Consider the following 12182-nt stretch of genomic DNA (forward strand, 5'->3'; position numbering starts at 1 on the left):
ATCGGTAGTTAACCCTTCCTCCTACACTCTCCACAATCATGTCCGAGCGTTGCACTTATTATCTGAATTCGCGGAGTGAATAAAAATATTGATATATACTTAGATGTTTCTGGTGATACAAATTTTACAGGAAGAATGCAGAGTTGCAGAACGAAAAGAGCTGAAACCATAACAGCAGCGATAGTAGCACCTAATGTTTTAAACAGGACACCAATATCATATACACGCTGGATATTAGGGATTGATGAATATTTCCTTTTTAGTTTTCGGTAGAAGAAAGTCCCGAATATCAGGAACGGCAGAAACAAAAAAAAGTCACAACAAAAAGTAATATTACACCTGAACCATCATTTTTTTTCTTAGCCATGTTCCAACACCTATAAAAAAACCCGGTGACAGCACCGGGTTGAGTTTATTTTTTTTATTAAATGTTCACGCCGTGCTGGGTTGCTAGTGCAGATAACCCACCTGCGAAACCCTGGCCTACGGCTTTAAATTTCCATTCGGCCCCATGTCGGTACAGTTCGCCAAAGACCATTGCGGTTTCTGTAGAAGCGTCTTCAGAAAGATCGAAACGGGCAATTTCTGTGCCATTGTCGTTGTTGTAAACGCGCATGAAGCTATTGCTCACCATGCCGAAGTTTTGTTTACGCGCTTCAGCTTCATAGATGGTAACGGCAAACACCAGTTTTTTGATATCAGCTGAGACTTTGGTCAAATCGATTTTGACTTGCTCATCGTCGCCGTCGCCTTCACCGGTACGGTTGTCACCCTGGTGCTCTACCGCGCCATCAGGGCTGGTTTTGTTATTGAAGAAAATGAAATGTGCATCTGACAGCACTTTACCGTCTTCGCCTACGGCAAACACGGAAGCGTCAAGGTCAAAACCCTGACCGTCGGTTACACGGGCATCCCAGCCCAGGCCAACCATAGCGACATTCATGGTTGGTGCTTCTTTGGTCAGAGATACGTTGCCGCCTTTTACGAGAGAAACTGCCATTTTAAGCTCCTGCAACCAGTTGAATTAGGGCTGATTTAACAGCCCAGTGAAAAGTTACTTTTCTCTTAGGACGCGTTAATGCCGTACTGAGCACAAACAGATGCCAGACCACCCGCATAGCCCTGGCCGACTGCGCGGAATTTCCACTCGGTATTGTGACGATATAGCTCACCAAACAGCATAGCTGTTTCCGTGGATGCGTCTTCCGTCAGATCGTAGCGGGCAACTTCAGTCTGGTTGTCATCATTTACCAGACGAATAAATGCGCCAGACACCTGACCGAAGCTCTGCCGACGGGCTTGCGCATCATGGATCGTGACTACGAAGATGACTTTATCAACATCAGACGGGACGGCGTCCAGTTTAATTTTCAGAGACTCATCGTCACCATCACCTTCACCCGTGCGGTTATCGCCGGTATGAGTTACAGACCCGTCAGCTGACACCAGGTTGTTGTAGAAGATGAAGTCAGCGTCACCGCGCACTTTGCCATTAGCGGCCAGTAAAAATGCAGAAGCGTCCAGGTCAAAGTCCTGACCGTCAGTTGAACGCGCATCCCAGCCAAGACCGATAAGGACATTTTTCATTGTCGGTGCTGTTTTACTCAGGGATACGTTCCCGCCTTTGGAAAGAGAAACACTCATAAATAACCTCTTCGATTAGTAATTGTTCGGGTTAATGCTCAAGGGGATTAGCTCCCCTTTTCCTCAGAATCAGGTTCGCCCGGGAACATTACACTTGCAATGATACCCAGAGCGAGAACAGCCAGTACAACATACAGGCTGGTTGTGGCTGCGATGCTGTAACCATGGTGCCAGATGTGATCTGTCGCATTCAGGCCCAGTTTTGCCGCAATGAAGAACAGCAGCACGATAACGGCCTTCTCCAGATGAACCAGATACTGTTTCAGTGCCTCAAGGACAAAATACAGAGTACGCAGGCCAAGGATAGCAAACATCATTGCACTATAGACGATGAGCGGTTCACGACTGACGGCAATGATTGCCGGTACCGAGTCAAACGCGAACATCACATCCGAGAGTTCAACCACGGCCACACACAGGAACAGCGGGGTGGCATACAGTGCCGCCTTTTTACCACGACCAATGGTCACATCGCTGTTTTCCGGCTTCGCCAGTTCGGCATCCACTTCTTTCTGGTTCAGCAGGAAAGCATGACCTCTGAGCTTCGGCCAGATGGGGAAGAAACGTTTAACCATGCGGTAAGCCAGATGCTGGGAGTAATCCTCAATTTCATCATTGTCATCACCACTTTTAAGCATCATGACCGCCGTCCAGGCTACGATAATAGCGAAGATGACTTCAACGTACGGCCCCAGGCTCAGCAGGCTCGTACCGATGGCAACAAAGATGCCCCTGAAGACAATGGCACCAATGACCCCCCAGTACAGAACGCGATGGCGATAACGGTCCGGCACGGCAAACCAGGAGAAGATGGCCATCATGACAAACAGGTTGTCGACAGACAGCACTTTCTCCAGCGCATAACCTGTCACAAACAGGCTGGCAACTTCAGCTCCGTGGTGGATGTAGAGGAAACCGGCAAATGCCATCGCAACTACAACCCAGAATACGGACCAGAGCGCCGCACTCTTCAGGGAGATTGGCTTGTCATGTCGGTGCATAAACAGGTCAATAAAGATGGCGCCGACTGAAAGAGCGATAAAAACAATGACTGTTTCAGTCGGAAAACCGATGTGTGTTGAAACCATAATTTACCCTTAGGGATGCGGATCAGAGGCCAAATTCAGCAGGGTCGAAGCCCAATGCAATAGCAATCTCGCGGGAAGCCAGTTTCTCATCCTGATCGAAATTACCGTCACTTTTCGCTACAGCAATACCAACACGTAAAGCCAACTGAGCGGCCTCAGGCTGATCTTTCAGTGCCAGGATGTATTTCATCGTTTCGCCCTTGCCGATCTCAACATCGAAATCGAAGCTTGAAACTAATTTATTGAAGAACTCGATAACCTCGTTGGTATCGAAAACCTTGAGTTCTTCTGAAGAGCGCAGAAAACCCATCATCTTCTGCTTTTCCTCTGAGCTCACACCGTCACTGGATACGGCAATACGGGCGCAGACAGCTACTGTGCCCTGCATAAATTTTTTATTTTTAAAACGGCCAACCTGGCGGGTCAGTTCGTCCCGCCCGGAGTTAATGGCACCTTTGACCTTATCAAAAAAGCTCATTCTTGTTTCCTTTGTTGCTCTGTTATTTAGAACCGGCGCTCCAGCGAAATCCCCAGCCAAATGCCCGGTCCATTTCGGACTGGCCTTTGAAATACTGGTTGATACGCTCGACTTTAATTGCACCGTTTTCGTTTACGAGTCTGGCAATGGCACACAATGTGCGACGGTTTTCACCTTCTGTCAGACGGGTCTCAATGGGAGGCTGATCAGGCACATGAATGGTAACCACACCATCAGTCTTATCCCAACTGGGAACACCTTCATAAATAAAGGCGTAAATCAGTACTTCACGGATATGCTTCCATTCACGGCCATTGATATGCAACCACTCACCGTCTGACACATCACCCGTCCGGTCATCACCCTTGAGCTGAACGTAAGGCTCATCGCGATAATCACCGAAAGCATTACCCAGCGCCTGAATGACCGACTTATAACCGTCCTGAAGCTCAACAAAAGCCCCCAGATCCAGGTCGATACCTTTGGAGCCAAACATGCCTCCAAAACCGGTTTTGCTGCTGCCCCGGTGCCAGTTCAGGTTAATACGGATTTCACCGAAGTTATCCCGTTTGGTCAGACTGATAGCAGGCTTCTCTTTTGTCAGAGATACCTTACTCAGGCTAATTTTTTTCTCAGTCGGTGGGGGCGGTGCAACTGGTGGTGTCGGGGCTGTGGGAACAGGCTCATCGGCAATATTTACACCGAAATGCTCAGCTAATGGCTTCAGCCCGCCGTTGAAGCCTTGTGCAACAAAGCGGAATTTCCAGTCATTATTACGACGGTAAAATTCACCCAAAATTAAGGCTGCTTCCTGACGGCCGTTCAGTTCAACAATGCCGCTAACCAGGCCAGTAGACCCCTGCTCCACGTCGATGGAAAGATTACGAAGACCAGATACCGTCTGCCCGCCGTCACAGGTCACAGTGAACGCAATTTTCTGGACATCAGGCTTCAGCCGATTGAGCGCGACAGTAAACGTTGAGTACTGGCCTTCACTGACCAGACTGACGGTACCATCATCGTTACGTGGCTGGCCATAAAACACCATGTCCGCATCCCCCTGCACCTTCCCGTCGGTGTAGAGGCGGAACGAGGAAGCATCCACTTGTACACCCGAGGTGATCCGGACCCGCAACTCCTGGGTTGGTACGGGGGCATTGCCCCCCGGCGTCAGGTTCATTAGCGGACAACCGTTGAGACAATATCGGAATGCATATCGTCAATTGTGCGGCCGCGACAGGCATGCCCATGGGCGGTAAAGTCCCAGTTGCCATTATTACGGCGCAGTGAAGAAATCACGATCCCGGTATGTGAGCCCTGCTCAGTTAATTTGTAGCGAGCCAGCTCTTTGCCGGTTTGATCGACCACGCGGCAGAAGGCATTTTCGACGTCATTGAACGACTGGCCACGGAAACTGTTGACTGTAAATGCCAGGTATTCAACGTTTGCAGGCAGACGAGAAAGGCTGACATTAATCACTTCATCGTCGCCATCACCCTCGCCTGTCAGATTATCGCCACTGTGCACAACAGCACCGCAGGTGGATTTCAGTTTGCGGAACCAGATGGTGTCAATTTTGTTACCAGCGCTGTCCATTAATACGCAGCCAGCGTCGAGATCGATTGAACCATTGCCACCTAATAATCCGCCAAATAAACCTTTTTTCTTAACTGGATCCCAACCAAGACCAAATTGAAGCTGGCTTAGTGCTGAAGATTGTTTGCTGAGTGATACCGTCTGGTTCTTACTTAATGAAACCATGTTTTATTCCTTAAAATGGTAATGACCGAGGCAATCAAATGGGTGTTTGTTAACTGACAAAGAAAATCATATCATGATGAAGTACTCTGACAAGGCAAATTTTGGTGGTTTTCTAAAAAATCACGGATCTGCGAACTTATTTTCATCGTCATTATTAGTTTTTTTACAATAAAATTAATAATTTACATGGTATTCCGATAACGTTTTTCCGCTCTATATCTCTAATAGATATGAATCATATTATGATTGACATGTATCAGTGTCGCCCATAGACTCACTTTTCAACCTTAAATAGCAAGGCATTCGGATAATTACAAAAATGAACAGAAAGATTTGGCTTATGGAAGGTTTATCCTCGCAAAGAGATATTATTCGAGGGATTAAATCATTTGCTCTAAAAAATAAGTTTGAAATTACCGTTTTCGCTTCTCACCGTAAGGAAAGAAATGAAATTCTTTCAGTTGCTGATTACTCATTGACTGAGCCTGAAGACGCTCATAAACGCCTCCAGTTTATTAAGAATACCGTTCAGCAATACGGTATTCACCATATTCATACTGGCCGTAACAGTCATTGGTTTGAGGATAACCGTACAGCCATTGAGTCAGCGGGTGTCACTCTCACTACAGGTTCAACGAGCGCCAGTTGGCTTACCCTGGCAGATGAAAAAGTTACTTTTGCTCAGTTCATGGAACAAAATGGCCTGCCGGTTGTGCCTTCCTGGCGCGTTAATACGCTTTCTGAATTGAAAGCACACATCGCGGCCCCGCCATTTTCTGACAGTCCAGTATGCGTAAAGCCCGTTACGGGCATTTATGGCATGGGATTCTGGCGTTTTGATGACAGTGTATCGCCCATGGATGTCTTTAATCACCCTGAAAATCGCCTTGTTAATCCACAACAGTATATCGCAGCAGCTTCTGCTTCTGAGTCGTTTAAACCCCTTGTTTTGATGCCATATCTGCCTGGGCCGGAGTTTTCCGTCGATATTCTTGCAGATAAAGGTCAAATACTCGCGGCGGTAGGGCGTCGTAAAGAAGGTGCTATTCAATATCTGGTAAACGAAGGACAAGCTTTTGAACTGGCGTGTGCCTGTGCGCGAACAATGAAGGCTGACGGGCTGGTCAATGTTCAGACGCGAAACGACAGGCACGGCAACCCCGTACTTCTCGAAACGAATATGCGTCCTTCAGGAGGGATTGGCTATACCCTACACTCTGGGGTCAACCTTCCCGGATTGTTTGCTGCCTATAAGCTCGGTCTGATGGCTGAAGATGCCGTAATCCAGAACGCTGAAAAATCCTTCTCACCGGTTGCAGTGAGATCCATCACTGATGTGATCTTATACCCGGAAACACTTTCCAACCTACTGAATTAAGGCAGATTTATGTCTTTGACGATCGAAGATATGATTTATCGGCGCAAGCTTTCTTGCGGCACTATCCAGGTCACTCGTGACTACGGAGATATCCCGCTCAACGCTCTTTTTGATATTGCCGAAAGACGAAACCCCAAGCGAGCCTTTCTTTTTGTCAGTAAGGTTCTCGGCCGACACATTCCCGTGCCCCCCTCGGTCATGCGTCAGGCTTACAAACAGCTTGCCAGCAAGTTTCCGTCGAAAATGACTGGCCCAGTGCTGTTTATTGGTATGGCTGAAACGGCTGTTGGACTCGGAGCTGGCGTGTTTGATGAACTGCGCCATCAACATGGTGAATCTGTCTATCTGACTTCAACCCGTCATCCGGTTGATGGATCGTTACTTTGTGAATTCAAGGAAGAACACAGCCATGCCACCGATCATCTGATTTATCTGCCAGATGATGCAGAGAAAAAACGCCGTGTTACCCTGGCACGAACACTGGTTTTAATTGATGATGAGGCAACAACCGGCAACACCTTTATTAATCTGCTGTCTGCCCTTCGAGAGACAGGTAAGTTGCCACACGTTGAACAGGTTATCACGGTAACGCTAACCGACTGGAGTAATAATGTTCTGCCAGAACGCAGCCCGTTGCCCGTCAAATCAGTTTCACTTGTAAGTGGTCAGTGGGAATGGACCCCTTTCCCTGACATGCCTTTACCCGTCATGCCAGAGGTAAACGTGACTTCCCGGGGGGAATGGGACATTCAAGGAAAACAGTCCTGGGGTCGCCTGGGGATGCTCGCCCCTGCGGCCGATCTCGGTCATGACGTGTCCGTCCGCAAGGGGGAGCGAGTTCTGGTACTCGGGACAGGAGAATTCGTCTGGGAGCCGTTCCTGCTCGCTGAGCGGCTTGAAGCTGCCGGAGCACAGGCATTTTATGGTTCAACCTCCCGTTCACCTATCGCCGTTGGTTATGCAATCGAGTCCGCGATCTCCTTTACGGATAACTACGGGCTGGGCATCCCCAATTTTGTCTATAACGTCGCCCACCAGCAGTTTGACCGCATTCTTGTGTGTACTGAGACACCCGAGGAAAGTATTGATAGCCAGCTCCTGAAGGCTCTGGCTGAGGTTGCGCCCGTCGTGGAGATTGTTACCTATGAATAAACCCGTTGTTCTGAGCGACCTTGACGACACGCTGTTTCAGACCCGTCGAAAAATGGTGGATGAGCTTGCACTGGAGCCATTTCGTACTGGTGCCGTGGATCGCACCCTGAATCCACGAAGCTTCATGACAGAAGAACAGTCCATGTTGGTGGACTGGCTACTGGAACACGCTGAACTCATTCCTGTCACCGCAAGGGGAACAGAAGAAATCAGCCGGGTCCAGATCCCATTTTCCTCCTGGGCGATCACAACTCATGGAGCGGTCATTCTCACGCCAGAGGGAACGCCAGACGAGCAATGGAAGGCATTTATGCTTGAGCAGTTAGTGCCTTACCAGAAGAGGCTTGAGTCGATGCAGCGTTTGATCACTGAAATGATGGATGCAAAAGGGATCAATGCCTGGGCAAGGCTTAACTATGAATATGATGAAACTCCGGTTTATATGGTGATGAAACACCGGGATAGTACACGCCTCGATGAACTCACAGCTATTGCTGATGAAATTGAAAAAGTGTTCTCAACAGAAGGTTTCTACATCCATAGAAACAGTAATAACGTGGCCTGGCTCCCCTTACCCGTTGAGAAGGGGCGGGCTGTCAGTTGGCTACTCGAAAAGCTTCGCGCTGAACGCGGGATTTTCCCAGTAATTGGCCTGGGAGACAGCCTGAGCGATCACCGTTTTATGAAACTGTGCAGCTGGTTTGGCATTCCGCGACAGAGTCAATTTGCAGATGCCATTTCACAGCGAATTTTTGGAGAAGAATAAAATGCAGCAGCATGAAACATTTACCGGCTCATACCGGTCCGGTGACGTGGAGTTTCTGCTAAAGCCGGTAGTGATTGAGATGACGCCGGTTGAGCAAAAAGAAGAGCTGATCCAGTCCGGGAAGAAACATTATTCGGACATGCTCAGCCAGGAGCCAGCACCCACACAATGGCATCTTGATTTGTTTCACCGGGCGCTGGATCGGGGCGCAGACAGACTTGCAAAAGAAGTCACTCAGCTCGCTATTGCTCTGGCAGAACGATTCGGTGATGAGCCCATCGTTCTGACCAGTCTTGTCAGGGCTGGTGTACCGCTCGGCGTTATGCTGCACCAGGCGCTGCGTGATATGGGGAAGACCTCATGGCATTATGGCATCAGCATCATCCGCGATCGTGGAATTGACAGTGCAGCACTCGACGTCATTGAAGAGCGGCATGGTACCAGCGGTATCGTGTTTGTTGACGGATGGACAGGTAAAGGCGCAATTACCGGGGAGCTAGTACGTGCACTGAAAAACCGCCCGGGCTATCCCGAGCAGCTACGACTGGTTGTCCTGGCCGATCCCTGCGGTTGTTCCTGGCTTGCTGCCAGCGATGACGACTGGCTCATCCCTTTTGGCATCATGGGGGCGCCGGTGTCAGGCCTAATCTCCCGATCAGTATGGTCTTCTGAAGGGTTACATGGTTGCATGGTTTGCGAGCATCTCAGCGAATATGAATGCAGCCGGATGCTTGTCGATACCGTCGCTCATTTCCGTAAGAACTTAGTCCTGTCATCCCACACACATCTGAACTGGAATGCGGAATCAGCCAAAACCTTATGGCAGACAAGTCGCGACGTTATCGCGTTCCTGGCCAATGAATTTAAAGTGGACAGCGTCAATCGTATTAAGCCAGGTATTGCTGAGGCAACCAGGGCGGTATTACGCAGGGTTCCGGACCATGTATTTGTGCGTTCAATTCACGACCCGGACGTTGCACTGCTTGTCGGGCTTGCTCGTGAAAAGGGAATAGTTGTTACAGAAATGGGAGGGGCCCTCGGCCAGTATCGAGCTGTAACCATTATCAAGAAGGTACTCTGATGAAAAATCGTCTTTCTCCCTGGAATCTGGGAGCCACGCTGTACATGCCTGCAACCCGGGAAGATATTGCAGATGCCGTTTTGCGCGAGAAAATCCCGGGATTGCGATCCCTGGTCATTTGCCTTGAGGATGCAGTCTGCGAAGCAGACATCCCTGTTGCCCTCAAAAATCTTGAGCTGCTGCTGGACGAGCTCAGTAACAGCATGTGTTGCCGGGGAAAAATTGACTGGCCTTTGGTGTTTATTCGGCCCCGGCATGCCGAAATGGGCAAATGGTTAAAAGAGCATTATGATCTTTCCGCTGTCGACGGGTTTGTATTGCCGAAGTTTACCCTCAGTTCGTTAACTGAATGGTGGGACATCATGGGCGGGACTCACCTGTGCATGATGCCAACACTTGAAACAGAAGATGTATTTGACGTGGTTCAGATGCGCGAACTGGCCACCCGTCTTGTGGAACATCCCTGCTACGAACGCATTATTGCACTCCGAGTCGGCGGCAACGATCTTATGAACGTTGTATCGCTTCGTCGCCCCCGGGACCTGACGCTGTATGACAGCCCGATGGGTTACGTCATCAAAATGCTCGTCTCAGTCTTTGGGCCGCGTGATTTTGCCCTCACCGCACCCGTTTGTGAGCATATTGACGATCATGCAATCATGGCCAGAGAGCTGGCTCTTGATATGGCGCATGGGCTGGTGGGGAAAACAGCCATTCATCCGGGTCAGATTGAGGTCATTCAAAACGCGCTGATGGTCACTCCGGGTGAGCACTCTGATGCCTTGCGGATCCTGAACTCTACCCAGGCTGTATTCAAGTCGCAGGGTGCAATGTGTGAGCCCGCTACACATCGTCGCTGGGCGGCCGGTATTCTGGACAGAGCTCGTTTTTACGGATTACAGAACGAGCAAAGCGCTGATGGAATCAGATTAATCACCGTAACCCAACACAATTAAGGAACGCATAATGGGGTTCAGGTTCAGAAAGTCGATCAACATTATTCCGGGGGTTCGTCTCAACCTGAGTAATGGCGCACCGAGCCTTAGTGTAGGGCCAAGAGGCGCCTCTGTTTCTATTGGTAGTCGTGGTACATACGCCAATCTCGGCTTACCCGGTACCGGACTGAGTTACCGTACCCGGCTTGACCGGGCCGCGCGTTCCAGAGGAGGAAACCGAACGGCAACCGACCCGGGGCTGAGAGAGGTGCTTGAGCAGGAAGCAGCTGAACTCATGTCAGTGGTGACCGCAATTCGTAATATTCATGAGCTGACGCCAGATCCAAAAACAGGCATCACCTGGCCGGAGTTGGAAGCAGTATACCTGCAAAACAGAACATCGCCTTTTCAGGTTCCGGCACCGATGCGTCCAGAAAAACCAGAATACCTTGCACTGCCGGAAAAACCTGCCGGGAGCGAAGGCATTAGTTTCCTGGGAAAATGGTTTGAATCTGAATCAGCTAAAGCTGAGCGCCACGCCGAGAATCTTCGCAGGTGGCAGCAGGAACTAGCAGATGTAGAGCGTGAGAATACCCTTCGACAGCACCGGTACCAGCAACAACGGACGGCCTGGGCCGAACAGTATGCAAACTGGAAGTTTGATGCTGAAGAACATGAAAAACGGCTCGCCACAGCTCAGGCAGATGCCCGACAGCAGTTTCGGACAGACGCTGCGTTTTTTGAATCATACCTGTCGGGTGTGCTTGCGGAAACAGAATGGCCACGAGAAACACTTATCGCTTTTGAAGTAAAACCTGATCAATCGACCGTCTTGTTGGATGTTGATTTAGCTGAGATTGAGGATTTCCCTGATAAAATTTACGGTGTTAATGCCAGGGGCACAGAACTGACGGAAAAAGCCATGACTCAGAAATCCGTGCGCGAAAACTATGCTCGCCACATTCATGGATGTTTGTTCCGCCTGGTAGGTATCGTTTTTCATTCGCTCCCATTTGAGAACGTAATTGTCTCAGGCTTTACACAACGGGTCAGTAAGCGAACGGGGTATCTGGAGGACGAGTATATCCTCTCGTGCAAATGCAGTCGCAGGCAGATGTCATCGATAAATTTCGAGGGCATTGAAAATATTGATCCGGTTGAAGCATTAGGCGTCCAGCCGGTGGTCCGAAAAATGAGCAGCACCTACATTTTTCAGCCCATTGAACCAATAACCCTTTAAGCAGGCTAAATATAATAATGCAATTAAATACCAGACAGGCCCGTATTTTTAAGCTTGCCAACTTACTGGGCACCGGCAAGCCCGTTTCTGCTGCCGACATTATAGCCAGTCTGGATTGTTCCGAGCCGACCTTGACACGAGCGCTCAAAGAACTACGTGAATCATACTCAGCGGATATCAGGTACAGCAAGGCCGGTCATTCTTACCATCTCGTTAATCCGGGACAACTGGACAAAAAGATCCTTCGCCGTATGAATGAAGCTCTGGCCTTGAATGCGGAACTCAAGACCAGTGATTCAGCAGGAAGGGTCATTCTGGACAAGGATAAGAAAACGGCTGTGTCATTATCACTACGCATGCGAGTTTTGAGAAAAATTGATCGACTGGCTGCACTGAGTGGCACCTCCAGAAGCGAGGCTGTAGAGAAGATGGCTGAACGTGCCTTGGACGAGTTGATTAAAGAGTTTAACGCGAAGAAGTCATCCTCATGAAATTACAACCCGGATTGGCAACCCGGGTAGCTTAAGGAAGGTGCGATTTAATCGGTGGGGTTCAGTGGAGTCCTTAGCTGTATTAGCCTTACTGAACCGCCCCGGGAATCCTGGAGACTAAACTCTTTGAGAGAGAGGTAAACAGGATGACTAAAAACACACGTTTTT

General features: G+C 49.3%; 13 protein-coding genes. 7 read left to right on the top strand and 6 right to left on the bottom strand.

Annotated elements, in window-relative coordinates:
* Window positions 1–424: 424 nt before the first annotated feature.
* The 6 genes from ACSZPU_RS18475 to ACSZPU_RS18500 all read right to left on the bottom strand — a co-directional run bounded on the left by ACSZPU_RS18475 (window position 425) and on the right by ACSZPU_RS18500 (window position 4971).
* Window positions 425–1000 (bottom strand): TerD family protein, encoded by a 576-nt coding sequence (locus tag ACSZPU_RS18475; protein ID WP_065945059.1) that lies wholly within the window; start codon window positions 998–1000, stop codon window positions 425–427.
* 65 nt (window positions 1001–1065) lie between these two features.
* Complete coding sequence (terD, locus tag ACSZPU_RS18480) at window positions 1066–1644, bottom strand: tellurium resistance membrane protein TerD (RefSeq protein ID WP_065945058.1); 579 nt, start codon at window positions 1642–1644, stop codon at window positions 1066–1068.
* A gap of 47 nt (window positions 1645–1691) precedes the next feature.
* Complete coding sequence (gene terC / locus ACSZPU_RS18485; protein ID WP_499001721.1) at window positions 1692–2732, bottom strand: tellurium resistance membrane protein TerC; 1041 nt, start codon at window positions 2730–2732, stop codon at window positions 1692–1694.
* Window positions 2733–2754: 22 nt separating this feature from the next.
* Entirely contained in the window at window positions 2755–3210 is a 456-nt protein-coding gene (locus ACSZPU_RS18490; RefSeq protein WP_000007449.1) for a tellurite resistance TerB family protein, read from the bottom strand.
* 22 nt (window positions 3211–3232) lie between these two features.
* Window positions 3233–4390: a TerD family protein gene (locus tag ACSZPU_RS18495; RefSeq protein ID WP_499001725.1), complete on the bottom strand. Its 1158-nt coding sequence runs from the start codon at window positions 4388–4390 to the stop codon at window positions 3233–3235.
* A complete protein-coding gene (locus ACSZPU_RS18500; RefSeq protein ID WP_499001726.1) occupies window positions 4390–4971 on the bottom strand; it encodes a TerD family protein in 582 nt (193 codons plus the stop codon). The genes ACSZPU_RS18495 and ACSZPU_RS18500 overlap by 1 nt, the downstream gene beginning before the upstream one ends.
* 319 nt (window positions 4972–5290) lie before the next feature.
* Between ACSZPU_RS18500 and ACSZPU_RS18505 the strand changes: the two genes are divergently transcribed.
* From ACSZPU_RS18505 to ACSZPU_RS18535, 7 genes are read left to right on the top strand one after another with little or no spacing between them, the layout of a single operon-like run.
* Window positions 5291–6349: an ATP-grasp domain-containing protein gene (locus tag ACSZPU_RS18505; protein ID WP_499001729.1), complete on the top strand. Its 1059-nt coding sequence runs from the start codon at window positions 5291–5293 to the stop codon at window positions 6347–6349.
* 9 nt (window positions 6350–6358) lie between these two features.
* Window positions 6359–7501 carry a phosphoribosyltransferase domain-containing protein gene (locus tag ACSZPU_RS18510; RefSeq protein ID WP_499001732.1) on the top strand — a complete coding sequence of 381 codons (1143 nt, stop codon included), beginning with the start codon at window positions 6359–6361 and terminating at the stop codon, window positions 7499–7501.
* Window positions 7494–8267: a hypothetical protein gene (locus ACSZPU_RS18515; RefSeq protein WP_065945052.1), complete on the top strand. Its 774-nt coding sequence runs from the start codon at window positions 7494–7496 to the stop codon at window positions 8265–8267. The genes ACSZPU_RS18510 and ACSZPU_RS18515 overlap by 8 nt, the downstream gene beginning before the upstream one ends.
* A gap of 1 nt (window position 8268) precedes the next feature.
* On the top strand, window positions 8269–9348 hold the full coding sequence (locus ACSZPU_RS18520; RefSeq protein ID WP_499001736.1) for a cysteine protease StiP family protein: 1080 nt from the start codon (window positions 8269–8271) through the stop codon (window positions 9346–9348).
* A complete protein-coding gene (locus ACSZPU_RS18525; protein ID WP_499001738.1) occupies window positions 9348–10304 on the top strand; it encodes an HpcH/HpaI aldolase/citrate lyase family protein in 957 nt (318 codons plus the stop codon). Before ACSZPU_RS18520 ends, ACSZPU_RS18525 begins: the two co-directional genes overlap by 1 nt.
* A gap of 10 nt (window positions 10305–10314) precedes the next feature.
* A complete protein-coding gene (locus ACSZPU_RS18530; protein WP_499001741.1) occupies window positions 10315–11523 on the top strand; it encodes a DUF4236 domain-containing protein in 1209 nt (402 codons plus the stop codon).
* A gap of 17 nt (window positions 11524–11540) precedes the next feature.
* A complete protein-coding gene (locus ACSZPU_RS18535; protein ID WP_499001742.1) occupies window positions 11541–12014 on the top strand; it encodes a tellurium resistance protein TerW in 474 nt (157 codons plus the stop codon).
* The last annotated feature ends 168 nt before the right edge of the window (window positions 12015–12182 follow it).

The organism is Phytobacter sp. V69, from assembly GCF_965644215.1.
Classification (GTDB): Bacteria; Pseudomonadota; Gammaproteobacteria; order Enterobacterales; family Enterobacteriaceae; genus Phytobacter.